The 25,543-nt window shown below is 39.6% G+C and carries 19 protein-coding genes and 4 pseudogenes; 3 read left to right on the top strand and 20 right to left on the bottom strand.

Going from position 1 to position 25,543, the window contains the following annotated elements; translation table 11 throughout:
- Positions 1-188: 188 nt before the first annotated feature.
- Positions 189-389: pseudogene (locus BM358_RS27235) on the bottom strand (diaminobutyrate--2-oxoglutarate transaminase); the annotation flags it as partial.
- Positions 390-842: 453 nt separating this feature from the next.
- Between BM358_RS27235 and BM358_RS26620 the strand changes: the two are divergent.
- Positions 843-992, top strand: coding sequence for a hypothetical protein (locus tag BM358_RS26620; protein WP_023990470.1), 150 nt, complete (start codon positions 843-845; stop codon positions 990-992).
- Here BM358_RS26620 and BM358_RS27070 read toward each other — a convergent pair.
- The 8 genes and pseudogenes from BM358_RS27070 to BM358_RS25760 all read right to left on the bottom strand — a co-directional run bounded on the left by BM358_RS27070 (position 970) and on the right by BM358_RS25760 (position 7,355).
- Positions 970-1,419 carry a group II intron maturase-specific domain-containing protein gene (locus BM358_RS27070; RefSeq protein WP_023990471.1) on the bottom strand — a complete coding sequence of 150 codons (450 nt, stop codon included), beginning with the start codon at positions 1,417-1,419 and terminating at the stop codon, positions 970-972. The genes BM358_RS26620 and BM358_RS27070 overlap by 23 nt on opposite strands.
- Positions 1,420-1,936: 517 nt before the next feature.
- Complete coding sequence (locus BM358_RS25790; protein WP_028542641.1) at positions 1,937-2,191, bottom strand: hypothetical protein; 255 nt, start codon at positions 2,189-2,191, stop codon at positions 1,937-1,939.
- Between the two features lie 546 nt (positions 2,192-2,737).
- Positions 2,738-3,085, bottom strand: coding sequence for a helix-turn-helix transcriptional regulator (locus tag BM358_RS25780; protein WP_023990474.1), 348 nt, complete (start codon positions 3,083-3,085; stop codon positions 2,738-2,740).
- A 483-nt stretch (positions 3,086-3,568) separates the two neighbouring features.
- Positions 3,569-3,967 (bottom strand): hypothetical protein, encoded by a 399-nt coding sequence (locus BM358_RS25775; RefSeq protein ID WP_028542640.1) that lies wholly within the window; start codon positions 3,965-3,967, stop codon positions 3,569-3,571.
- Between the two features lie 122 nt (positions 3,968-4,089).
- A pseudogene (locus BM358_RS27065) lies at positions 4,090-4,179 on the bottom strand (DNA-binding response regulator); the annotation flags it as partial.
- Between the two features lie 62 nt (positions 4,180-4,241).
- Positions 4,242-5,546: pseudogene (locus tag BM358_RS25770) on the bottom strand (histidine kinase); the annotation flags it as partial.
- Positions 5,547-5,670: 124 nt separating this feature from the next.
- Complete coding sequence (locus tag BM358_RS25765; RefSeq protein ID WP_028542637.1) at positions 5,671-6,252, bottom strand: TetR/AcrR family transcriptional regulator; 582 nt, start codon at positions 6,250-6,252, stop codon at positions 5,671-5,673.
- 92 nt (positions 6,253-6,344) lie between these two features.
- Complete coding sequence (locus BM358_RS25760; protein ID WP_028542636.1) at positions 6,345-7,355, bottom strand: fumarylacetoacetate hydrolase family protein; 1,011 nt, start codon at positions 7,353-7,355, stop codon at positions 6,345-6,347.
- A 165-nt stretch (positions 7,356-7,520) separates the two neighbouring features.
- Between BM358_RS25760 and BM358_RS25755 the strand changes: the two genes are divergently transcribed.
- Complete coding sequence (locus BM358_RS25755) at positions 7,521-8,543, top strand: MBL fold metallo-hydrolase (RefSeq protein ID WP_028542635.1); 1,023 nt, start codon at positions 7,521-7,523, stop codon at positions 8,541-8,543.
- A gap of 560 nt (positions 8,544-9,103) precedes the next feature.
- Here BM358_RS25755 and BM358_RS25750 read toward each other — a convergent pair.
- The 4 genes from BM358_RS25750 to BM358_RS25735 are packed head-to-tail and all read right to left on the bottom strand — an operon-like array spanning position 9,104 to position 13,618.
- Positions 9,104-10,225 carry an SAVED domain-containing protein gene (locus tag BM358_RS25750; protein ID WP_028542634.1) on the bottom strand — a complete coding sequence of 374 codons (1,122 nt, stop codon included), beginning with the start codon at positions 10,223-10,225 and terminating at the stop codon, positions 9,104-9,106.
- The gene (locus BM358_RS25745) at positions 10,225-10,755 is read right to left on the bottom strand and encodes a Mov34/MPN/PAD-1 family protein (RefSeq protein ID WP_049828496.1); all 531 of its coding nucleotides are present in this window, start codon (positions 10,753-10,755) and stop codon (positions 10,225-10,227) included. The genes BM358_RS25750 and BM358_RS25745 overlap by 1 nt, the downstream gene beginning before the upstream one ends.
- Positions 10,727-12,574, bottom strand: coding sequence for a ThiF family adenylyltransferase (locus BM358_RS25740; RefSeq protein WP_028542633.1), 1,848 nt, complete (start codon positions 12,572-12,574; stop codon positions 10,727-10,729). The genes BM358_RS25745 and BM358_RS25740 overlap by 29 nt, the downstream gene beginning before the upstream one ends.
- A gap of 12 nt (positions 12,575-12,586) precedes the next feature.
- Entirely contained in the window at positions 12,587-13,618 is a 1,032-nt protein-coding gene (locus BM358_RS25735) for a nucleotidyltransferase domain-containing protein (protein WP_028542632.1), read from the bottom strand.
- A 1,041-nt stretch (positions 13,619-14,659) separates the two neighbouring features.
- Here BM358_RS25735 and BM358_RS25730 point away from each other — a divergent pair.
- Positions 14,660-15,925 (top strand): IS110 family RNA-guided transposase, encoded by a 1,266-nt coding sequence (locus tag BM358_RS25730; protein WP_028542631.1) that lies wholly within the window; start codon positions 14,660-14,662, stop codon positions 15,923-15,925.
- Between the two features lie 583 nt (positions 15,926-16,508).
- Here BM358_RS25730 and BM358_RS27060 read toward each other — a convergent pair.
- The 7 genes and pseudogenes from BM358_RS27060 to BM358_RS25695 form a co-directional block, all read right to left on the bottom strand.
- On the bottom strand, positions 16,509-16,799 hold the full coding sequence (locus BM358_RS27060; RefSeq protein WP_231517249.1) for a hypothetical protein: 291 nt from the start codon (positions 16,797-16,799) through the stop codon (positions 16,509-16,511).
- A gap of 42 nt (positions 16,800-16,841) precedes the next feature.
- A pseudogene (locus BM358_RS27055) lies at positions 16,842-16,979 on the bottom strand (transposase); the annotation flags it as partial.
- On the bottom strand, positions 16,939-17,952 hold the full coding sequence (locus tag BM358_RS27050; RefSeq protein ID WP_231517247.1) for an IS110 family transposase: 1,014 nt from the start codon (positions 17,950-17,952) through the stop codon (positions 16,939-16,941). The pseudogene BM358_RS27055 and the gene BM358_RS27050, both read right to left, overlap by 41 nt.
- A gap of 638 nt (positions 17,953-18,590) precedes the next feature.
- A complete protein-coding gene (locus tag BM358_RS25715; protein ID WP_028542630.1) occupies positions 18,591-19,184 on the bottom strand; it encodes a chloramphenicol phosphotransferase CPT family protein in 594 nt (197 codons plus the stop codon).
- 585 nt (positions 19,185-19,769) lie between these two features.
- Complete coding sequence (locus BM358_RS25710) at positions 19,770-21,809, bottom strand: tetratricopeptide repeat protein (protein ID WP_028542629.1); 2,040 nt, start codon at positions 21,807-21,809, stop codon at positions 19,770-19,772.
- Between the two features lie 1,498 nt (positions 21,810-23,307).
- Complete coding sequence (locus BM358_RS25700) at positions 23,308-24,606, bottom strand: RES domain-containing protein (protein ID WP_049828495.1); 1,299 nt, start codon at positions 24,604-24,606, stop codon at positions 23,308-23,310.
- Positions 24,607-24,780: 174 nt separating this feature from the next.
- Positions 24,781-25,543: IS3 family transposase (locus BM358_RS25695; RefSeq protein ID WP_091002064.1), on the bottom strand; the 763-nt coding region annotated here is incomplete at its 5' end.

The following is a 25,543-nucleotide window of genomic DNA, read 5'->3' as shown; positions in this document are numbered from 1 at the left end:
CAAAGAATGCTCCGTATGGCATAAACGGGACAGCCCTTGGATCGGCGGTGAATTCCATGCTGCCTGACGGTACCGCAGGCAGCATGGGGAGAAAATCTTCAATGGGATGAAAACGTTATCTTAACATCAGGGCCGCACGACCCCCAGAAGGCACTTCCGTGCCTCTTGCCGGGGCGTCCACCTGCTTTCGTTACCAGCAAATCCTGGGTCTCCTGAGAGATCACCTGCTGCATACTGGACTTGATAATGTCGCAGCCGGCGGCCAGATGCTCCATCGAGACGGTCAGCGGAGGCATGATCTTCAGCACGCAGTCTCCTCTGCCGGCTCTTTCAATGATGAGCCCGTTCTCGAAGCTGATCTCCGTCATCCGCTTCGCCTCGGCTTCATCCTTTCTGAACATTCTGAAGTCATGGAGCAACATATTCTCGGCAGTCATTTTCCACAATTGTCGGTCCCCGCATGCCAGCTTGCTGGGTAGCCAGTGGACTGGTCTCTCGCACACAGCTTGGATAGGTATAAAAACCATCCAATTCTATTTTCTATCATAATTGGAAAGGTAACCTAGGTAAAATTATATCAAAATTCCGAAGAATGTATAGTAAAACTTTAGTTAAATTTGGTCAAGGTGTTAATATTTTTCCTAAAAAGAGCGAATGGAGAAGAACGCTGGGAATGGTTTGCCATCAATCGAGGAATTCGACGCGTGTCGACATTCAGGCGGGGTGCCGGCCGATTTGGGAGATCTTCCCTGTATACATTCTCTGCCGGTGCTCCGAATCCTTGCGCTTTGCGATAACTTAACATGATTACCTGACGAATTTCTGGAAGCCTGGCTGGAAACGTGACTGGATGTCAGCTGGATATTCTGCTGGAAAATCCGTTGGATACTCGGTTGGAACTGCCCGGCTGGAAGCTGGCCGTAGCGTCCGCCCGGATGGCAGCCGGCATAGTTTTGTATCCCGCCGTCTTCACTGCGCCTCTGCTAGAGTAAAGGGCAGATAAATTCTGCCCCTCCTCATCAAACCGTACGTGAGGTTTTCCCTCATACGCTTCTTGGCATACCATTTTGTGAGTCGCTGAAGGATGTACCAGTCACGTTTAGCCATCTTCCTTTGGCTGTAGGTCGTAACGTAGTAGTTACGCCAACCCTGTATTTTCGGGTTTAAGTATTCCAAATGTTCTTGGAATGATTTGTGACGCATATTCGCAGGGGCTAGTCGTTCCTTCACGACTTCCCTAATTCGCTCCTTTGCCTTACGGCACAGCCATTGTTGGGTCGTATAATATACTTGGCTTTCGGAAGTTTCGGCCTTCGTCTTTCGGTGAAGCATGCCTAGGAAGTCGAAGCCTTCTTCTCCTGTCCATAGTCCGACGATTCGCGTTTTTGTCGGGTGTAACGTTAACTCCAGACGTTCCATTATCGTTCGAATGATCTCGTATGCCCGATCCGCATCCTTCTTGGGGATAAATTGGCGCTTTACGGGTTTCCCATACCCTGGCCTTTACCTTGTTTTATCCATTTTTCTATCGTGGTGGGAATCGGATATGCTTGAGCCATAATGCCCCTCCATTCACCTCGTAGTTTCTTAATGCAAAAAAAGCCCCATTGTAAAAACAAGGTGCCTGACTTTAAGATGTGTGATATATAATTTTTCAAGAGAGATTTCAGTACTAGGCTAGCTTCTTAATAAACTAACTTTCGACAAAAAAGCGTAAATTATAAAGGATGTATATTTAGTGAGATTATACCATGAATTGTGCTTTAAGGAATAAAAAAATAGGTCTTACCATCATAAATATCTTGGTTATCGAGGTTGATATACAATCGCTCAGCACGTAATTTTCACATCTTTGGTCTCCGTCGGATTATCTTAGGTTGCTTTCTTTTATTCTCCAATCCCTTTGAAAAATAACACTGCTACAGATAGTGTCGTCTTAGAGGAATCTTAAATTGGGTTGCTTTTTATGAAAAAATTTATGCATCCATTCGTCTTTCTCCAGCTTGGTCAGTATATATTTAGTCGTTATATTTTTTAACTGACGAAACCGATTAATCTCAGATTTTTTAAAGAGACCTTTTGCAGCATACTCCATCAATAACTCGTAATTAATACGCCCAGCACAAACTAAAGAATCCTCACTTAATTGATCAAGTGCATCTTTGACATTAAGCTGCGGACTTGGGATCACTACATTCAAGCTTCCAAAAGGAAGCTCTATTCTTTGAATTTCCTCTTTGACTACCCCGACTCATGGCTTCGCATGAGCTGTAGAAGGATATACGAGTGTACGCATATACTCCAAGGAGCACTAATATTCAAACCAGGACTCGTAACGAACATCTTATAGACGTCGGTGTGCCCATGGCATCAATTACATCTTGGATGGAAGATCCTATCGTAAATGGAGCGGCCCCCTTCTTCTTTAAGCCAATAGATACTTTCAAATTATGGTTGATATTACTCCACCCAATGATATGATCATTAGAGTCCAATTCCACATTTGATTCCCATAAGTCCATGAGTTTCCGATGATCGATGTCGAAGTTCCCATAACATCAATCACTTTTTGTTTCGGAGACCCTATAGTAAAAAAAATTGGGACTTTCTTCTTCCAGATTTATATGGATAGCCATGTGTCCATCTCAATTGGATGGATCATATGTCTAATGTGAACTTAAAACATAACTACTGAAGGCTTTGCAATAATGAGTCCCCTTCACGGCTCCGCGAAAGTTCATTTATCTCTATACCGCTTTAACTTCAAATCAACAATTCCCTCTATTTCCTGTTTATCGCCCAGGTCTAACTTTCGAAATCCTGAGATTAATTTTGATTCAAGATCATCTAACTTAACTTGAAATAATCCACTATAAAAAGTTGCCGCCTCATCAAGTAATAACCAATCTAAATCAATATCGAAATTTAGTTTAAGGGCAATTACGGTTTCTAAGGATGGTTTGTACTTATCTTTTTCCAATTCACTTAATGTACCCTGAGAAATACCAATAGTAGATGAAAAGTCAGTTTGATTAAGCTTATTTAATTTTCTTATACTCTTTATCTTTTCACCCAAAGTCTTCATTGCTCCACCTACCATCCATAAAAATGAAATACATACTTAATTTATAATAGTTATATATATTATATATTCATTTGTATTTTAGATAAAAAAACATTTTTTTCATCGCGACAATAAGCTCTTGATTTCTCATACTGTTTTCAACAGAAACTTGGATTTCTCCTGCTTCAATTACTTAAGATACCAATACAGGAAAGGGTTCAAAGCCCTTTGATTTGTCATGCAACTATACTCGCTCTGATTGAGCCAAAGCAGTCGCCTCCTGAATTTAATAAAAAAAGCCCGATGATACTTGCTCATCGGACTTTTGTTAAATACTTACTAAGAAGAGATATTATTGTTATTTTTCATTAATATTTAGTACACAACTTTATTGTTTAGTACACAACTTTATTGTCCGAAGACAAATTAGTGTCTATATACAATAAAGTTGAGTTCTCAAATCATATTTAAAGCTTCTCCTTCAATTAAAAAGTCATTTTATAATTATCCGTTATTACTTAGCCCCTCATCGGATTTTAATTTCAAAAAGTTGGCCACTGAATCAGAGAAATAAATCATATAAATAATGTAGATAAGGGGATTAATCAACGCCTCTTTTCCCCAGAGCGAAGGAAGCACAATATCCTGATCTGACAGCCCAATTTGCGACAACATTTCTTCGCCAAAGCGACTGAGAAATTTTGAATACATTGTTGTTGTATAAAAAGAATGGGTTTGTTCAACTTTATCTCTATTTAAAAAATAAAACATGTTCTTTCGGATTTTAGTAAAGCGAATGGCTCTTTGCATGTGAAGCAGGAGCCAGTTATTGTGGGCAATGGTAAACAAGTCGTTATTAATATTTGAATGAGTACAATGAAGGAATTGAAAAAACTCGCGCAAATGTTCAATCCTGGTACGTTAAACGTAGCAAGAGGGATGACATAGCTTGGAGACAATTTGTGATTTAACAGCCCCCACATATAGCTTGATTGCGCGCATAAAAACAACCTTCTCCCCACTTTTCAGGTGCCTTGTTCAAGCGCATATCTTGTAAGCTGGACACGATTTTGAAGATGCAACTTTTGCAATATAATTTTCAAATGGTTTTTAACCATAGTATAACGAGGTTCCATTTATTTGAATGCAGGCATTCAATGATACTCTTCTCTTATACTTAACCTTGCATAATACTATCAGGAAGAGTATCTCGCTTGATATGAGGATCGTAATTGGCGACCACAAGAATATCCATATGCCGCGCAGTGCTCAGTAACTTTTGGATAATTGTTCCTTCCCGTAAACGTTTCCATATGGGGCTGTCACTCTGACCAATAATGAGTTGGGTAGTATGATATTCATTAGCTCTGGCAAGAAGAACATCTGCAAGCTTATCAGAATGCCCAAGTGGCACAACTTCAAAATGCCCGCCTAGACGCACTACCAGGCTTTCGAGTTTCTCTTTTTTCATCAATTCCTCTTCATTCATCGTATCCGTTGGGTGTACATATGTGACAATCCATTGTGCCTTTAGTCGGAATGCAATTCTAAATCCCCGCCGGATTAACCTTTCTGCATTGGAACTCAGCTTGACGCATACGAAAATGACCTCCCGCTTATTCCAGGGTCCACGTAAGGAACTTTTGCGCTCCCATGCTTCCAGACGTTCATCCACATCGTCCGCAATTTCCCGAAGCGCCAGCTCCCTTAAAGCAATTAATTTTCCAATTTAAAAAAAGTTCCCCAGAGTCTGATCTATCTTCTCCCGGGCATATATCTTTCCTTCCTTCATACGGGCTTGTAGAGCCTGCGGTGCCACATCGATCAGCTCGACCTCGTCAGCAAGGCGAAGAATGGAATCCGGGACGGTTTCCCTGAAACGCACCCCTGTAATTTGCTCCACTGCATCATTTAAGCTCTCTAAATGCTGAACGTTAACGGTAGAAATGACAGAAATCCCAGCATTCAAAATTTCCAATACATCTTCATATCGCTTTTTGTTTTTGCTACCGGGAACGTTGGTGTGAGCCAACTCGTCGACAAGTACCAGTTCAGGATTCCGCCGGATGATTGCCCCAGTATCCATTTCTACAAGTTCTGTGCCTGAATATTTGATTTTTGTGCGCTCGATTAATGGCAGTTCTGCAACCTGCTGGATGGTTTCTTTTCGCCCATGCGTTTCCAGCAAACCAATTACAACATCAATGCCCTTTTTAAGAAGATGATTGCCCTCTCGCAGCATAGTGTAGGTTTTGCCAACTCCAGGAGCCGCACCAATAAAGACCTTGAATCTCCCCCTTTTGATTCGTCCAATTTTCTCATCCACTTCCCGTGAATTTAAGCGGTGATATAACGGGTTTTTCTTCCGATTGGTCATTTTGGCTGGCAGAATCCGCTCTCCATGGTGCTCCGCCCGATCAGCAACGATAAAGATATCCATATTTTTGGATTTTTTTAGAATGTCATTGATGACGGAGCCTTGTCAGAAATAATGTCCCGGTTGCAGTATAACGAGCTTTCGAGCATCTTGGTGCATCTTCTTTCAATTGTTCTAGAGTTAAAGCTGCGCAAGCAGTCTTCGGCATATTTAAATAAATCAACAAAGCTTATGACTGAGACAAAATTCCTTTTACAAACAATGAGACACTGTGCTTGTAGAACTCTTCCTCGGTGACGAGTTGGGACTGATATTGCCGGTGAATCAGCTCGCTCATCTGAAATCCGTAGCACATCGAGAGAAAAGACATGGCGGCAAGACGCTCATCCTGTCTGGCTATAACTTTTTTCTTCTGCAAGCGTTCAAAATATTCAACCAGCAAGGAGTGCAGCTTCACCGGCGGATCGGCCAGCACTCTGTCCAATTCGGGAAGCATTCCTTTGTCGCGGATGCCAATCAAAATGATGTCCGCATTTTTATGGAAAAACAAACGGTACTGCTGGCTTACATTCAGCAGATCGGCTTCCGGATTATCGGTCGCGTCCTCTTTTAACAGCTTCTCAAATTGCGGGATATCCGAATGTCTTTCAATGATGGCTTCCAATATGCCTTTCTTGCTTCCAAATTGCCGGAAAATCGTAGATTCATTGACTTTAGCTTCCGTTGCAATGGCTTTGGTGCTTACTCCCCGATAGCCCTTCTTTTTGATGAGCCGTGTCGCGGCTTCAATGATTCTGTCTGAAGTTTGCATTGTATTTCTCCTTTTGCATATGTTAAACCTATTCTACTACAAGTTTTGCATGTGCAGCAGGGTCGGGGTTCATCATTTTCATAAACGTTTATTTAAGGCAAATCGCTTCTTTTTTCCCAGCGGCTTGGTTCCGTAATCTTGACATGATCAGGCACCAATTGCGTGAGCGTGCCTAATTTATCAAATGTAATCTGGATTCGGTCAGAGGGCAACAGCCATTGTTCGGTCTCGATTGCGCAGCAATCCGGTATCGTCCCCATTCCTATAATCGTGCCCGGGAGCGGCGTGAAAACTTTGAGAACCTCCTCCATCACTTTTGCAGGATGTGCAGAATACTCGGATGTGCTTCCCTTCCAGTGCAGTCTCTCCCCGATGCGTACATCCACATCCAGTACCAGCGGGTTGTCGATTTCATCCGGCGTAACCAGAAATGGTCCTATTCCTTTGCTGCGATCAAAATCTTTGCAGCGCGTCGGTCCGGTCAGCGCCTGGAAATCCGGCCACTGCACATCGCGGACAGTACTGTCGTTAAAAATAACATAACCTGCAATGCAGTTCCCCTTCCCTGTAACAAAGGCCAGCTCCGGCTCGATATCCAGGTAGGAAGTGTACGAAGGCCAATGAATCGTATCCCCATCGCCAATTAATGCATTATGGTTACACTTGTAATAACTGAAAGTTACTTTATTCGGATCTTTATGGAATTTTTCGGTAATATTTCGTTTAAGCTCTTCTCTTTCCGGCCCTGTATATTCTCTTTGCAGCAGATTTGCGCCAGCATTTCTCAGATGTCTTGGCGTCAGCCCAAAATCGATAAGCGCAGCCGGATTTGGAACCGGCGGCAGCAGTTTTACCGCTGCAATCGGGCAGATTTCATGTTCATTGAATTGATGCGACTGTTCGACAGCATATTGCATCAATTCCTTAGCGGCATCATAACTTGCCGGCAAATAATGAAGATAGCTGTCCATACATTCAAGACTGTCAACGAATGTTCCCTGCTTTTTCATGATTGCGGCAAAAGACACGACAAATTTCTCGTTAATTACAAGCCCAAACAAAGGTTCCAGGGATGTCTTGGTTTGAAAGGTTACTAGCTTCATGTTGCAGCGCCTCCATCCATGTAGTGTGATGTTGTTCTGTTACTATCATATAGCACAGAGAAAATGCATGCAAGCACATGCTTGCATTTCTGTTTTCCATTCTCTATAATAAAGGCATAGTCAGTATGCCTTACCCCAAAAACATATACGCAAAGGAGAATTTTCATGAAGTATGGACATATTATCCAAAAACCTCGTGTTAAATTTTTTGAAGTTGCAGATGGCGTCTTTGCCGGTATTTCGCCGTATCGCGGCATCAGTTGGGCCAATGCCGGGTTCATCAACAAGGGTGAAGGGCTGGTGTATGACACGTTCTTCGATTTGTTCCATGCGCGGGAAATGCGGGAGGCTTTTATGGAAGTAAGCAACGGCGGCTCTCCCGCATATGTGGTGAACTCGCACTATAACAGCGACCATGCCTGGGGAAACAAAGTGTTTGAAGATGCTTGCATTATTATGCACAAGGAAGCGTCCAGAGAGCGTCTCACCGAAAATATCGCCTGGATGGACAGCGTCATTAGAAGAGGAAAGGATTCTCCGGAATCGACTTCGGGCGAGCGGTTTTTTGCAGCGGAATTTGAAGGATTCGACCTGGAAGGCGTAGAATGGGTGCTCCCGAATATTGAGATAAAGGACGATATCAACATCCGTCTTGGAGATACGGAAGTTATGATTTACAACGTAGCTCCGGCCCACTCTGACAGTGACTTGCTGCTGTGGATGCCAAAAGAAAAAGTGCTGTTCGCCGGCGATGTCGTGTTTAACGGTTGTACGGCATACAGCGAAGAGGGAACCCTCAATTGGGTTAAAGTGCTTGATCGCATTATTGATGAAATTAAACCCGAAATCGTTGTTCCAGGACATGGCGCCATCTGCGGCCTGGACTTCGTGAAGGAGCAGAGAGACTACCTCCTGAATCTGCTCAGCGAGTTCAACAAGCATTACAATGGCGAAATTGATTCCTTGTCCCTGACCAAGCAAATTGATATTTCCCGCTTTCTTCATTGGATTCAGCCAGAACGCTTGTATGTTACAGTGGATATCCTATTGAAAAGCAAACGAGGGTTACCACCCCTTCCAATTTGGAACGAGGTGCCTGCTAAGCTGGAAGACATGAAAGCTTTTTTGGCCGGAAAATATGGTAATCAAATCAAGCCATGGGACCCTATGAGTGTTTGGCAAGAATAGCAATTTGAAGCTAGCCTACGAAAAACAAAAAACGGCCCTGTCGCAAACGATGCGAACAGCGGCCGTTCTTTTGAATTGTTCCACGGAAATAAAATCGGCGCTTAGAACCGATTATGAAAAAAATGGAGATGGACTTATGACTTACTAGTAGAACTCTTCTAAAACGATATAACCAAAATTTGATGTTAAGTGTATTTCTCTTCTTTAAAGGGATTCCAAGACTTTTAGCGGTAGCCACCATCACTAACCTGCCCGTTAGCTTAATGACGAATCGTCAGTCTAAGACTTTATTTTCTCAATCTATATCTTTATTTTCTTAGTCTAGAACTTTGTTTTACGGTCTAATACTTTATTTTCTTTTAACAATTAGTGTTCAGTGCCATTAATGTTGGTAACTGAGAAATCCCGTATGTACAAGGAATTTCGGGCAATTCATCAATATTTTGAATTACATTAATGTTGGTAACTAATATGCACCCTTATTTCTCAGTTACATTAATGACAGTATCCACAATCTATACTCTAAAGAGCCTTTACGATCTAGATTGAAATATGAATAGCTAAATATTAAAAGTACGCTGATAGCGCGGGGTTTCTCGATATTTAAATTCGTATACAGCTACTTCTGGCCACATGTTTTGATTAATGCTACGTCCAAGCTCAATAGCCAGTCCAGCAGGGCCACTATATAATAAATGAATCAGACTGAACCTTTTTTGACGATGTAAAGCTTCAACCTCATCCTTAAAAAGCTTTTGAATTTGTTGAACCTGTTCAAAATAAAGCAATCTTTTTACATGGGGATTTTTGATTACAATGTCGTACTGATCCCGTTCTTCTCCCAATATGGTATGAACATCCTCATCCGTAATCGTATCACTAATAGAAATGGTTACAATTAACTCCTTGGATCCCCTATCTGTAAATGAAGAAGTTGGCATCAATTCTTCTAACATGGACGCATTCGGTGCTTTGTTCACCCAAAAGCCTGCTTCTCGATCATATTGGTAGACAGTTAATGGAACGGTGTCCGACAATAATTTCCCCAGATGGATTAATAGAGGTATCGGGGAAATCGCATACACTTCAGCTACATCGTACTTCCCCTTATTAATTCTCTCAACATACTGCTTGAATAGCTTTAAATTGTCTGCCTTCCCTTTTTCCCAACCTTCTATAGAAAAGTCAGAGAACTCAACTTGACTCTCAATAGCTTCAAGCATGATATTAGGCGAGTGTTCGGTTAATCGCAGTGTTGTAAGTGGTGGCCCTAGCCGCTTATGCACAATAGCAAGGCTTTTCTTCTTCTCATCTGTCCAACTTTTCACCCAGGCTTCATGTTTCCTTTTCATCTCAAACAGTAAAGCGGGTGGAAAAGACTCTTTATTGTGTGCATCATCAATAAGTTTAGAATGCGTATAGCACATTAGCATTAAGTTACTGACATCCTCCAAATTATCATCAGAATATCCAAACTCTTCTGCAAACTCGTGCCTTGCTCCCCCCTTACTGTGACCAATAATATGAGCAATAATGCCAGCATTAGTCAACTTCCCCTTAGTGTTTACAACTAGTCTTTCGGAACAACCATCAAATGTACAAATCCCTCCACTTATCATCCATAAATGATAAGTTTCTGCAGCTGAAAGTTTTTTCCGCTTTGTGGACTGTGGCTTAGCCATTACGTTTCCTCCAATCGGTAGTTTTTTGTCTTAACATCATTTCGATTAAAAGAGCCTATCTTAATAATAGAGGTCCCAATTGCTTTTTTATCGCCAAACCACACCACTAACTCTCTAGTTCCCACAATGATAAAAAACAATTCTTTCTGGCCTTGCACAGGTTCTTTAAGTAGCTTTAGCCATCCCCTCCTATCAATAATAGAAGGTGTTGGATTTGCTTCAGGATGTGTATGCCATTCACCGAGATAGAAACATCTGCCTCCATTCTTCTCCCAATGATGGTTAAAAAATTCCTGATGACCAGCTGATTTCCTGATAAAGCGACATCTAGTTTGAAAATCAGATTTCATGGGTTCTGAAGCATAGTCTACTATTATATGAGAGTCAAAATTCAAAATTCTTCCTATCAAAATCCCGCCAGATTCAGGACTTTTTTTGTGATCCTGTGCATACGAAAACATCATCCTGAGTACATCATCGCTTAACTTAAATTTACGTTTATCAGGTAAAGGAAAAATGGCTTTCGACATTATAACGTGACTCCTTCTTAGAACAGACAGGACAATTAGGATCATGATAAAGTAGACTATTGACACTCAACTTTTCCTCTGACATTTCATATCTACTGCTTACTTGAAATCCTTGCTCTAAAAAGGGAGCCGGATTCCCCTTCCAAGACAATATGGGATTTGCGTAAATCTGACCACGAGAAACTTGGTAAACTGCACGCAACACTTTATTAGCTGTCTCCTCGCTATCAAGAAAGCTATACGGAGTGAAGTAGGTTCCGCATCCCCCGAGCGATTTTGTGAATGATTGGCCCGGCTTTACAAAAGATGATAAATTTCTAATTGGTTCTTCATCACTAAGTGGACGAAACAGGCATTGATAGCAACCTTTCTTCTCTTTGTTTAAAGTAATAAGGACATGGCCTCCTATGCCGAAGGGCTCGACCCAAGAATAAATTACTGGCGGAGCATTCTCTAATTTGTGCATATACCTATTAATAAACATCTCCACGTTCGGAGCTCCTATACAAACAATGACAAAGTCAACAGCATTCCAGTCAACTTGATTCTCAGCAATCACCGTGTTAATTTTTTGTGGGATAGTTTCTACTTGAGTAAATGGATATTTGCGTTGTATTTCCTTTTTTAATGCCTCTACTTTGCGTTGAGGAATAAGATTTTTAGATTCATTACCATCAAATATCTGGTCAACTCCAAGTTCGTGTCTGTATATATTCTCCACATCTAATAAGTCATGGTCGATAAGAGTTATTGTATGAAAACCAGCCTTTGCTAAACCAGTTGCAACTACACTCCCAATTGCACCAACTCCGACAACAACGGCATTTTTTTTAGTAAATCCTGAATCGCCCCCAGTTCTTGCGAGCAAGAAGTCTTTTTGGTGTCGACTAATACTAAATGGAATTAATTCTATTTTTGCAGGGCTTTGAACAAATGGATGTAACGTAATTTTCGCTTTATGGTTAACAACCATTCCATCAGGATAATTTATTGTAATACCAATCAACGCTTTCTTCTCGTTATCAATAGGTAATCCTAAACAGAAATAATCATATTGACTATTGCTTTTTGGGGTTTTACTAAATAATTTCAACAGAATATTTCTTTTCTCTGAGTTAATATTCTTCAGAATAAAATCTCTTAATTTCTTAAAATTCCAGAATTGACCACGTCTTGGTGGTGTGATGAATGTTCCATATTCCAGAGGAATGTAAATACATCTTCTTTTAGTTAAAGCCCCGGAATTTTGATGAAATACAGTTTGCATATAATGTTCAGGATTGTAATTTTTTTCGCAAATAAAGTAAGTAACATCATCCATAGGCATAAGATATAGATCCAGTTCTCGCACTACATCATTATTCTCATTAACAATTATATGCGCCTTTCTAAAGTTACAGGTTTTTGCCCAATATACTTCAAACTCTTCAAGAAAATTATGGTTTTCAGACTCAGTCTCCCCAGATTCAAGAACTGTAATCACCTTTTCTAAACAATCTAGTACAACTCTTCCAGGATACCTTTCATCTATAACTAGATTCTCATTGCGAGTAAAGCAGACAAAACCATCATCCTCAAGATGAGGGATAAAACTAAATTGACGCTGGGAATCATAAAAATGAGGCAATGAGGAAGGAAAATCAAAAGGTAAACCGACCACAAGAGTGGCCGGTCCATCTAAAATCTCCATTTGTATTCGAAAAGCATATTTTATATTGCGGTATTGATTGAGGGCACTATCAGGAATAAGAGTTACTTCTTCTATTATGTCTTGTCCAAACTGCTTAATATAATCTATCGTCTGTTCAAGGATGCTCACAACATCCCCCCCTTAAGCCGATTCTGTTGAAGGAATAACCGCTGGAATTACAGACCTTTTCCCAGGATCTTTGGAAGGTACAGGGAAGTCGTCGCCAAATTGTTTTTTAAGTAACGTTGCTCCATCTGAGCTATCAACCTCATCTCTGGCCTCTATCAAACAAGCAAGCAGCTTCTCAAGTTTATCTTTGAATACCTTAATTTGGTTCAAGGTCATTCTTTCGAGTAAATTAGGGTATGGCGCAACTTGTAGCTTAACTTCTACATAAGGATATTCAATGAGCTTGTCATCTTCAAACTCCCATCGAGAGGTAAACGTTGAAAGAAACGTAGAAATCAGATGGATAAGAGCTTCGCTATCACGATACTTTTTTTCTCCAGAAAAGAAATCCACTACTTCTGTCTTAACTTGCATATGATGATAAACAATAGAAGTAAGAGCAATACCAGTAGGTTTACCATAAGTAGAACCTTTGAATTGGACATCTTTCCAGCGTTTAAGATAACGAACGAGCCTACGGAATTGTTTTCTGTCTTCTTTATCAGAATATTTCTGCCTAATTTCTTTAATTAAATCCTTTGGATTTGATTCATCCCAACTCTGATTTTCTACTGTACTTGCCAGCTTCCCTTTTGCTAAATACACCTTCCCATCACTGTTCTCAGTTGCATAGATAGTTACATCAACATGATATCCAGCAGCATACGTAACCGTTACACAAGGCTTTTTCATCAAGACATCATTAGTATGACCGACAAGTGCATCATAGACCCATTTCTTAGCCTCGACAGGAGTCCCTACATCTTCCTTTGACATTTCAAAAAACAATCCTAAATCAATGTCGTAATCTCCATCTAACGGTTTAATACCTGTCTTCATTGCATAACTACCTTGATTGAATGTTGTGTATGTTTTTGCAGCTTCTGGCATTTTTGTGGATAGACGCTCTATAATAATATCTCGTTTTTCTTTAAGTATAGATGACTCGTCGCTTAATTTAATTGCTTCATGAAAACCCTCAAATTGGCTTTGATTATGTGGCACTAACGTCATCCTCTCAAAATATATAAATTTTTTCCTGAGTAGGAATTAATAATTTAGTAGGAAAATGTATAATTGCCGATTATGCTTTCTCATCTTTGTGTTTTATTTTCCTGCTTAATTCCAACAGAACACCTTTCTTAAAGACGACCATACGCTATGATTTATCAGGGATATAGGTCAATTTGTCTTTTAATCGTAATCCAGTAGTTGGAAAAAGTCAATCTATAAATTGCGAACATTCGATCTTATTTTAGTATATATTGTGTCACTAACCAATTTTCAAAACTATATATTGTACTTCGTTCATTTTCATATAAATATAATCAGGGACTTATATTGTTAGCTCTCATTAAAGACAAATGAAAGAATTTAGGTAATTATTTATTTACAGAAATAAAGCAACGAGTAGGCTAGAGTATAGATAAAACTGGGAAGCTGAGCTTATAGTTAAAATCCCTTCTTCTAACCCGGCTTAGCTACCGTACGTCCCTAGCTGGCTACAACGAATTACTGGGTTATTCACTTTGGCCATATTACAGAATGTGGATTCCAAGACGAGTCAAGATAATATAGCCAATAATACCTTTGGAAGGATATTAAGTAGGGTGCTTTGAGCAATTTTCTACAATCATGCTCTTTGATCCTAACTAAGAATTTCTTAAACATCTGTATCCACCTCTTAGTGATTTTTTTTGAAAAATCAGACAGAAGATTTTGGCTTCTGTATCTGAAATAAATTACTTGTCAAAAGAAAATATAGTACTAGACTGGGTGTCCGTATTCCATGCGACTTTTCGAATTGTTACCCCCCAGACTTCATAAAATAAGTTTTAGACTGACCTTAAAAATTGGAACAGCGACAGCCAAGGACGAGAAAATAAAGTCCTAGACTGTCGCTATTTCATTGAACTAACGTTCCCCGTTAGAATTCCTGTAGAATGAATAATTTGGCCTTTGCACAAAAACGAGCGCCTCGGTACGATGGGGTTGCACACGAGGTCATTGCCTCAAAAAGCCCATCATCCAGGAGGTCGCTCTACCATGAAGTTTAAGGCTCAGGAGAAGCAAAATCAACTCATTGAAAACATTTCCTCATTACATTTGGTAGTCAGCGTAGATATTGCTCAGGAGTCTCACGTCGCTCGTGCGGTCAGCTTTCGAGGAATTGCTTTGGGATCGCCGTTAGAGTTTGGTAGTTATGACGAGGGCTTTCAACTATTCGGTCGTTGGATTCAAGATCTGCTCCAGTCTTACAAGCTGAGCAAAATCATTGTTGGTATGGAACCGACCGGCCACTACTGGCTGAGCCTGGCTCGCTGGCTCTCTTCTCGTGGAATTGAAGCCGTCCTCGTAAATCCCCACCTTGTCAAAAAGAATAAGGAAAACCGAGACAATACCCCGTCAAAGAGCGACCGCAAAGACGCGCTCGTCATCGCGGATATGGTCAAGAACGGCTACTATTCCCCCGTAAGATTCAACCCGGAAGCCTACGAGGAGCTGCGGATTCTCATGGCCAATCGTGACACGGTTACTAAACGGCTTAACAGCGCTGTTAACCAGATTCATCGCTGGGTAGATATTGTTTTCCCAGAACTTCGGCATGTCTTTAAAATCCTCACTTGTACCAGTGCCATTGCCACGTTAAGGCTGTTTCCTCTCCCCAAGGAAATTAGCCGATTAACGACAGAGCAAGTCATTGCCGGCTGGAAGCAATATGTGAAGCGTCATGCGGGTTTGCAGCGGGCTGAGCAGCTTATTACATTTGCTAAACGCAGCGTAGGTGCAACAAAGGCGCTACACGCCTACAAGATTCACTTGGATCAACTTCTCGAAGAATATGATTTGGCTCAGCGCCAGCTTGAGCAGATTGCACATGAAGTACATCTCGTATTAGAACGCATTCCCTATGCCCAAAAGTTACTCACCATTCGGGGTGTAAATGTAACCAGTCTAGCCGGTGTGTTAGGAGAAGCTGGTGATCTTAGTGGTTATGCACACGGAAATGCCTTGCTTCGTCATGCGGGTCTAAATCTGGCTGAGGCTAGTTCCGGGAAATGGCGTGGGAAAATGGTGCTAAGTAAGCGCGGTCGACCGCGACTAAGGCGCTTTATCTACCTCATGACAATGTGTATGGTCATGACCAATCCGGATGTTAGAGCCCTGCACCACTACAATGTAGACGTGAAAAAGCTCAAGAAAATGAAATCCATTATGAAATTATGTGGTAAAGTGGCCCGAATGCTTGTTGGCCTGGCTAAGAGCAGCGAAGCTTACAGTTCGGCTAAAGTATTTCCGCAATCCGCTTAAACAGGTTATTTTTCGTCAGTTGATGCATTCGCAGGATGGACAAGAAGCACGGAGTATCGGGAGGCATTATGCAAAAGGGCTCGGACCCGTTCCGTTAGAAAAACCGACCTCCACCCCTTAGTTAGATGTGACGAAGGAATGAAAGGGCATGAGACCCGTTGAGACATGGGAGTGAAAATCGCTAGGGGCGACATGGAGACGTGCAGGATATGGAACAAATTGGGTGATATACGCTCACCTTTATTCTTGCATGCCCATACAGTTGTTCCAAGCCACCGCCTTCTCTGTTTCCTTCTTACCTCACACTTAGCTAAGGGTGAAATCCTGCGAATTCATGAGCCTGAGTGAGAAAACTAAATCATATTGAGGGAGCGTAATGAAGCACCCGCCAGTCTAATTCTTTATTTTCTCAGTCTACAACTTTATTTTCCGAGTCTAACACTTTATTTTTCAGTCTAATGTAGTGTAGCGCTTAGAAAAATGTAAATGAGCCCATTACCGAAATTTGGAAGCTTCTTATTTCCAATTTTACATGCAATGAGCTATTTATGTTCAGTGTAAGGCAGTGTAAGATACTGCTCGTTTATAAGACATCGTCATCTGCTAACTCATCCGCTTGGCGTTCGTAATCTTCTAAATTAGCTGGGATCTTTAATCTTACTTTATCATCGTCAAGGATTACTCCCATTTTGCTCGCGTGTTTGAAAGGATCATACGGTTCATTGTTTTTAACGCATGAGTATAAAACTTGGGCAATCTTACCGCATACATGCCCTATTGCTTTTCTCTTTGCCATTCCTCGATCAACTAATCGTTTATAGTAAACACGAAAACTATTTTCACTTATTTTTGGAGATATTAGTAGCAAAGTCATTAAGAATAGAACTCTGCGAGTATCTCTAACACCCTCGTATGTCTGCCTACTCTTAAAAACGGATGTTCCCGAGATTTTATTCTCCGCAGCTACACCAAGGTACTTTTTAAGCTCTAAATATGTTGAGAAACGTTCTATATCACCAATAGCACCGATAAATGTACCAGGCCATAGATTCACTCATGATAGGGAAGGATATAAGTATCATTGTATAAGGGTGAGGTTTATATCCTTTTTCTTTATTCCCATAAAGCAGGGAAGCTATCTGTTTATCCATGCTTTTTATCGCTTCATCTATACGCAAGGCCTCTTCAATAAGCCACGTTTGCCGATCAGCTAGGTGTGGAATGTTCAAGGCTAATGTGTTGGGTAACAGTTCTGCCAAGGTCATAGAGGCTTTTGTAGCAGTAGTTCTTGCACCAATTGTTATTAGAGTTTGCCTAAGTTCATCCTGAGTTACCTTGGCCATTTCTTGCGCTGTAGGATACTTCAGAGCTAATTTGAGGACACTTAACGCACCTGTCTTTTTAAAAGCTCGTTTAAGTTCAGGATTGGTTACAGAAAATAATTGCTGGACTTGATTCTTACGTCTCGTTAATTGAGTAGTAAGCAACCAGCGATCCCTAGTTAATGTGCGGTACAGAACCTGCTCTGCACTTGCAGGACGAACTGTACGCACCGAACGCATATCAGGATGAAGGGTTTTGTGCCATCCCATATAGGCCATGATTCTAGCATCAATTTCATCGGATTTTTCATTAAGCCCTAGCTGGCGTTCACGAAAATCCTTTACAGCTTTATTTTCAACCTGATATATAGAGTAGCCTCGATCTAATAGAACTCGAACAACTAAATATGAATAATGCCCACCAGTTGGTTCCAGTAATATAAAGAAATCCTGGGGTTTATACTCGAATTGGGCTTCAATATCTTCTAAAGCATGGATAAACTTTGTAATCCCTTGGCTATCCGAGTTAAACTTCATTGTTTTACTACGTTTCCATTCCTTCTCACTGCGGAACTTTTCAAATGGAATGCAAGCAGCAACATGGAAATCCGAACCAATATCTATTCCAACATAGAAGGGATAAAAAGCTCTTGAGTTGTCTTGGTCTTCAATAATGCTCGTATCCGTAAGCATAAAATTATTCAACTTATGATCACCTATTCAAATCATTTGCACCAGATTAACCAAGTTTTCTTAAGAGCTCCGCAATGGGCCCAATGTAGCATGTCAGATTTTAGATTCGGTGCATTACCCATAATAAACTGAGAGGTCGAGAATCTGCCTCAATAACTTTAAAGGGCTTCTGTTAAGTTCTTTCGACAGAAGGAAACAATTTCCTGCTTTCTCTATTAAGTTCTTTATTTTTCTACGCAAAAAAACCTGTCATTTCGACAGGTTGAATAATCATCAAATGTGCAGCGCCAAAAACATGGAGCGCCTCATTTCTGTTAAAGAAGTCCAGGAGGATGTCCTGCCGGCTCCAAACCTATTCTGGGCGGTTGTTCCCTGAGAGGTCACTGCACAATTATATATACGCCTATTAAGGGCTAATTCCTTCTAATACGGTACCAGTTACCACAAATACTTTATAGAAGTCTTTCTAAGCTCCACATTAGACTCAGAGGTTAACTGGTACTACGGTATTTTAGCATGTTGCTCAAAAGTGATAAAAGCCTATTTATTGAACTAACGTTCCTCGTTAGCTTAATTCCGAAATCCCTCGGGCAGACCGAGGGGCGATAGCCCCAATGTTTGAATATGGTGTTATTTGATGGATACGCCATCTAGGAAACACTAACATTTCTTTTACTTAATTTCTTAAATACCGAGTATTCCTTATTGGACTTAATAAAACTTAATATCTTTTCGGCACATTCTATTGGATTCATCTCTTCAGTATTTACTTCGAGGTCATATTCATCAATGCAATATACTTTGCTGAACTGTGAAGCTGCTAGTCCAATATTTCTATCTCCTCTTGTTTGCTCTCTTCTTATGAGTTCTTCTTTCGAGCATATTACACCTATAAATAACGTAGGCTGATCGAAAAATTGATCAAGAAACTCATTAAACCTCTTGTCATTGTCGATTATGGTATCTACTATTACATTAAAACCCAATTCTAATAACAATTTAATTGTCGAATGGTACACTGAGAATATGGAATCATCAAGTATTTGTGAGACAACTTGATGATCTATTTCTTTTGGAGGATCATCTGGAAATTTATTATTAATAAAATCATAGTAATTATTAAAAAAATCATCAATTGATAAATGATAAAAAAGGATCTCTTTCTGATTTATGAGTTCAGTCGATATGGAGGTCTTTCCAGAACTTGAAGTTCCATTTAGAAAAACTAATATCCCTTGCTTCAATTTAATCATCCCTTCAAAAAATAATTATTTCGTATCTTTCAGATAACGTTATATTCACAAAGTTCATTAAATTATCCAACTCAGAAAATATTCGAGAAACGATTGAACTATCCTGTCAGTTAGTTCAATAAAAAGAACGCTCCCGCGCCTTCGCTTGGGCTACGTCCTCCTCATTATATTCCATTTCCAATCACCTATTAAAGAACGTACGCGGGTAGCATGTAGTGCTTAAACAGGGGACTTATCTTAACCTAAACACTAAGAAAATACTTTATTTTCTTCTGACATTACTTCGTGATGATCAGCTTACGCACCACCGTTCCTCTATTACTGCGGAAACAGTAACAGAGGCTCAAGTTGACGCTGAAGTATAGCAGAGATTAAAGAGAAGTTCATATCCGTTATTACAATTGTGAGCGACTTTATAACTGGCCTTTGTTTTAAGGGTTTCAACACGCTCAAAACAACTTGCCAAAAAAAACAAATAGCGAATATGAAAAGGTTCTTGCTCGCGGGATGCGAATAAGAACCTTTTTATATTAAGACGGAATAGAATTCAGTAAAATTAACGTTTTTAAGTCTAAATCAAAGTAGTGACTTTATATTCACCTTCGAGATCCCATCGATAATAAAAAGTTGAGGCATTTCAATACATTCGAGATGTATGCGACATTGTCCGTATAAATCAAAGTAATCTTTGAATGCTTGAAAACCTTCACCCTTTTGGTCCGTAATTCCAATTACGATAGGTCGGTTACAAAAATACATTTCTATAAGGACATATTTCTCACGTTCCTCAATATTGATCTCAATACTATCATTAAAATCCACGAACAGTGATTTATTAAAGGTCTGTGTAAGTTGGGTAGTTTCTTGAATATTACTAATCAGTGCTTGAAAGTCCACACTTTTTTCCATGAATTTCCCTACTGCAGGATACATTATTGCACCTGTTTCATCATTAAGTTGAACACAACCTATAAAGATATGATCTTTTACTATACCGAGAGGGACCTCTAATTGCACGCCCGGCATCTCAATATGTAATAAATCTTCCTTGATAACTTCAAAACATCCACAGACTGTTCTTTTCCAGCCTATATCAACAATTAAAGCTTTTTGGCCAATCGAACTAGCAATACCATTTTTAAAAAATACAAAGGGATAGTGCTCAAATAACTGCCTAAAGAATATGGCTGCTTCAGAGAGGAACCCTTTCTCAGCAAAAGAAAGAGCTAAGCCATAAAGTGCTTGCCAATTCTCGCGATCATAGGTCAAGCATTGCTCAAAATAGTCTATTGCATCATCGTATAATCCAAAGAAACGATAAAGTTCTCCTTTATGTGACAAAGCTTTATACGATTCTGGATTAATATCTATCTCTCCATTAATATACTTTAAGGATTCACCATACGCTCCTACGTGATAATAAGCAATGCTAAGGTTAAGATTGGCACCTTCAAAATTATTCTCCAGTTCTAAGCAAGCCTTAAAATGATCAATTGCTTTCTGGTTAGCGTCAGAACGATCAGATATTAAATAGGTATAACCTAAGTTGTAATGTGCAAGAGCAGATGCCTCTAACGACAGTGTATACTTAAACTGACCAATTGCTTCCTCTAATCTATTTAGAGCCCCAAGACTAGATGCTTTAAGTAAGTTTGCTTTATAATGTGTTTTTTCAATATATAGTATTTCATCGCAGTATTTCAAAACAGCATCAAAATTATCTAGCATTTCATGAAGTACGGCGCACTGAAATTTTAACTCAACTTTTTTATACAATTTTTCTAAACTCGTGTATATTTCTAAGGACTTATTAAACTCTTCATTATTGAAATGTTCTTGTGCTTCTTGAATCTGATTTTCTAGTTGTCTTAAAATATCATCCTTTGTTTCCCCTAGAACAGACATTAATTCAGTTGGTTGAATAAATTGAGTTTCAAAGGCCGTTTTTATTATTTGTGTGACTATAGCCTCCGTCGAATGTTCTTCTACAAATTTTTTCAATTGGCTTAAAGACAATGAACCGCTCTTATCTCGTAATCTCTGAATATGCATCGATAGACTATTCATAAAACCCGAAATATTCACTGTGTTTCTTTCTTTCTCAAGCCATTTCATTATGACGAAATATAAAGCCATATACGCCATATCTTCTGGCAATTCAACGTATTCACTTTGCAAAAATAGATCTTTCATGTTGATAATACCTTTTTTAGTTAACTCAGCCTCAAAGTCAGATGTTATCGATTCTTTCCAACCCGGATCTAAATCAGATTGCATAGCATATCTAAATCGATCTCTCTTCTTAATAATCTGCCTCAATTCATCGTCAAAATGAGAACAAACAACCATGATCGTGTTATTTTCTTTCAAGGGAGTTTTCTCTAGAATCTTGAGTAAATCTTTGAGCGATAAGGATTGTTTTTTTACCTGTGCAGTTATTGTATGTCCTTCTTTATGAAGAGAAAAATCATTAATTAATTCAATGCCGAGACTTAAGAGAGATTCGTCCCTATTTAGGTAATTAAAATAATTAAACAAGGCACATAAATCTTGATAAGATAAGCCAGCTGAATTGTTGATTCCTCCCATTAATTGCGGACCAAAATACGAAGGCATCTGCATTACTCCTTTCTGAAGGATTGACTCATATCTTTCAATAATCATTAGTTTGAGTGGCTAGTCCCGCACCAACAGCCATTTCGTGCAACGAAATCGAACTTAAAGCAGCTAAAGCCAGGAAAACCTGCGGTAAATACAAGTTCACCGCCAAAGACCAAGACATCAGGGTCCTTGGTAGCACTTTCGGAATTAATCGTATTCAACACATAATCAACTCCGCGATAATCTGTTAATTTTCCCAGCACTCCATATACATCTTCTGTTGTACAATCAATGGCTTTATCGGCTCCTTCTGTATGGTAGTATATTGCTGGACACAATCACTATACCAAACAAAGCGGTGTTTTCCTATTTTTGCAAGAGATAGCCCCGTAACAGCCTTATTTATCAAGGGATTAAGAACAATTTCGTGGTGCGAAGTTAGAGTTCATAAAGACCAAAATCCCATGTTTTCTTGAAGAATCCTTCACTAAAAAAGTTTTACAAATTAAATATATTGTTATATAAATATACTTTATACAACAATAATGGTTATAGGTTGAATTGAAATTTGGGAGGTTAATATGAAAATCACAGATCATTTTATCCCTGTTTTTACCAAAAGAAATGGATACAACCGTTGATTATTATGAATCTCTTGCTAACCGACCTATGCATCTCACCGTTAGCTTTGTTCATGTGGAATCGAAAGGCTTCTAATTTATTCTTTTTTATTCATTACTAAATCCTTTTGTATTGATCTAAACTCTTTATCATCCTTGCGATGGCGAGCTCACTCTAGAAGAGTACGAGTGTTGTTAATTTCAGCAAAACTTAACTGGTCCGTGATAAAGGCAAAAGCAAAAGTTTCAGTATTGAAAATAGACGGGTTATTAAAATCCCCCAAGCTGCATGGATCACTTCTCCAAAGGTTTCATTTCCCTCAGTAATCCCAATAGAATGTTTCAATTGTGCAAGGTAACTTCGCTTCTTTCCGGATTGTGGATCTTGCGTAAAAGCAATGAAATCATCTGTATGATAACCCTCGTAACGACCTTGAGGCTTAATTCTTGTAATTGACCATACCGGTAAACAAGGAACGTCCTGTTAACATTAGAACAACAAACGTAGCCTGAACACGTGTTTCAAAGTTGCCTCTTCCCCCCTCCTGTAGAGAATGGATTACTTGGTTATTTAATTGGTTCAGTCATATTCTCGTCCTTCCGTTCAATTTTAGTGAATATCCGATAGTTAGATCTATACTAAATGTCTCATACCACCTATATATTGGGAACCATAATCATTTTTAAAGAGTCAATTAAGACTGGTTTATTGAGAAAAAGACTGCACACCATGATTGTCTCACGATTGGCAGTATTATTAGAAACTATTCACAGAAGGTCATGGTTGCTTCATACACCCATAAATTTTTTTAGGAATTATTAATAAGTTTAATTCACACAATGGTATTTTTGTCAGAGAAAGCTCTGAATATTAACTCTTTCGTCACTGTAATCTAAAAAAAGTTCTCAGGCTGTAGTGGCTCTTCTTTTTCTTCTAACTGTAGATCAATAGTGAACTTAGGCCTAAAGGTATTAACTTCCTTTGACGATGCTTTCAAATCTAAGTTCAATTCCATATTGAATAAGGCGTAATTTGTATACTCATTCAGTTGGTCGAATGATTGTACCCCCTTATACATCACACCGTCATAACCAATCTCATTACAACATGCTCCAATATAATTGGGTAATAAATATGCTGTTTTTACGATATTCGTATCTTCATTAACTTCGCTAAAAAAACCTTCGAAATTCGAATCAAACGACCCTATGTTAAACAGTTTTAGTTTCTTCTTGAGAATATCAAAAGTAATGATATCAATAAGTTGATCATGTGAAGGATTAATCTCATAAGGAATGGCGCGTTCTTGATTCGTTACATACAGTACAGGTACGCCAATAGAGTTATATCGACCATGTGAAGGCTTCCCTAGCGGAGCTGTCCACAACTCCTCAACAGTGTAAGCCTTACTGGAGTCCACTGCTCTTGTTCTACCTCTAAATAGCTTTACTTCTGAAGCTTTTAATATGTCGTACTCTCCAGCATCGTAATGTTTTTTTAGAACATTGTATATGGCTGCTCCTGTCTTATTCTTAAACGCCAGCATTGGTTGCGTTCTGAGGACATCTCGAAATTTCAACAAATCTTTTTCAGAGATAATTTCTTCATATTTCTCCGCAAATTCCGAGAAAGCTTCTACTTCAAAACCAAGCATGCTTTCAACCTCTTGATTAGTGTACACATCATCCTGCTCATCAAAAATACCGGCATCCGGATTATTTCCATCCCTCGCATGTCTTCCATACCCACACTTACACTTAATCAGTTTAACGAAAACTGGAACTAAAACATCAGGCACGCCAGAATCCCTTAAATATCCACCTACATTGTCATGACTCCCGCCCAAATCAATTGGTGAGCCCTCGTACGGATCATTGTTATAACTGTGTTCAAACCATCTACGCTCATTCCCATGACAGCGTTCACAGCCTCCTATATCCTGTGATAGGTTGTCTGCGATTGAAGTCAGTAGAGTATAGGAGATGTTCAATCTATGATAATCTTCTTCTACCTCATCACAACAGACATCACAGTAGATAACTTCCTCATCAATTCCATTATTCACAGTAAAATCCAAAACATATTTTGCATATGGAGCAATCGGTTTTCCTGATTTCTGAAAGAAATCAAAGATTTCTCTCGCACAGTAACTACATATTGTACACTCCGTTAAATCCAACGCCTTGAGCACTCCTTAGCCCCCCATTATATGTCTAATTTAATACATCTACTTAATCATAATTAGCAAAGACTACAAATCCATATGAATCTATGTAAAGAGTTCAATCAATTGTTATACTAAGTACTGGTGTTTTATCTCTGAATAATGACAATGAGTTTCATAGTATGGATTGTCAACACTAAACTAGACAACCTTTTTGTGGTGTCTCTGTTTGAATTCAACCGGACTCAAGTATTCTAGAGAACCATGAATCCGAATATGGTTAAACCAGTGCACATAGTCATGTAATTCTGTGGTTAGCTCAGCTAGACTTTCAAAATGACGTTTCTTCACAAACTCCGTTTTGAAAATTTTAAAAGTGGCCTCCGCAACGGCATTGTCATAGGGACAGCCTCTCATACTCAAAGAACGCTCAATCTGAAAAGCCTCCAGCGCATCGTCGATGAGCTTATTCTTGAATTCATTTCCTCGGTCGGTGTGGAAGAGCTGAATGTCATTCAGGTTGCCCTTAATTGAGGCCAAAGCATGGTAAACCAGCTTGGCATCCTTGTGTGGCCCCGCACTGTAGCCGATAATTTCGCGGTTAAACAGATCCACAAAGAAGCATACATAATTCCAATATGAACCCACTCTAACGTACGTCAGATCGCTTACGACGACAGATAACGCCTGCTCTTGTTCAAATTTCCGGTTCAATACATTCGCTTGCTTGGCTTCATTGTATCTCGTGGAATGAGGCTTGTACTGAGCGACCGTATACGACGAAACCAGCCCATATTCCTTCATGATTCGTCCAATTCTCCGCCTGGATACCGTAAAGCCTTGTTGGTGCAGCTCTTTTTTTATCTTACGCGTACCATAGTTTTGACGACTCCTTTGAAAAATGTCTACAATAATAGAGGAAATTTCATCCTCGGATGGAACTTCGACTTTGCATTCTTCATAA

Origin of the sequence: Paenibacillus sp. cl130 (assembly GCF_900116035.1) — a bacterium.
Taxonomy (GTDB): Bacteria; Bacillota; Bacilli; order Paenibacillales; family Paenibacillaceae; genus Paenibacillus; species Paenibacillus polymyxa_B.
This window is presented reverse-complemented; position numbering and strand designations above follow the sequence as displayed.

What these genes read in the sequence shown, in the direction of transcription:
- BM358_RS27070 (WP_023990471.1), bottom strand. Translation starts at nt 1,419, where the DNA reads ATGGAACGTCTGGAGTTAACGTTACACCCGACAAAAACGCGAATCGTC.
- BM358_RS25755 (WP_028542635.1), top strand. Translation starts at nt 7,521, where the DNA reads ATGAAGTATGGACATATTATCCAAAAACCTCGTGTTAAATTTTTTGAA.
- BM358_RS25710 (WP_028542629.1), bottom strand. Translation starts at nt 21,809, where the DNA reads ATGCCTTCGTATTTTGGTCCGCAATTAATGGGAGGAATCAACAATTCA.
- BM358_RS25780 (WP_023990474.1), bottom strand. Translation starts at nt 3,085, where the DNA reads ATGAAGACTTTGGGTGAAAAGATAAAGAGTATAAGAAAATTAAATAAG.
- BM358_RS25730 (WP_028542631.1), top strand. Translation starts at nt 14,660, where the DNA reads ATGAAGTTTAAGGCTCAGGAGAAGCAAAATCAACTCATTGAAAACATT.
- BM358_RS25745 (WP_049828496.1), bottom strand. Translation starts at nt 10,755, where the DNA reads ATGTCGAAAGCCATTTTTCCTTTACCTGATAAACGTAAATTTAAGTTA.
- BM358_RS25765 (WP_028542637.1), bottom strand. Translation starts at nt 6,252, where the DNA reads ATGCAAACTTCAGACAGAATCATTGAAGCCGCGACACGGCTCATCAAA.
- BM358_RS27060 (WP_231517249.1), bottom strand. Translation starts at nt 16,799, where the DNA reads ATGACTTTGCTACTAATATCTCCAAAAATAAGTGAAAATAGTTTTCGT.
- BM358_RS25750 (WP_028542634.1), bottom strand. Translation starts at nt 10,225, where the DNA reads ATGGCTAAGCCACAGTCCACAAAGCGGAAAAAACTTTCAGCTGCAGAA.
- BM358_RS25760 (WP_028542636.1), bottom strand. Translation starts at nt 7,355, where the DNA reads ATGAAGCTAGTAACCTTTCAAACCAAGACATCCCTGGAACCTTTGTTT.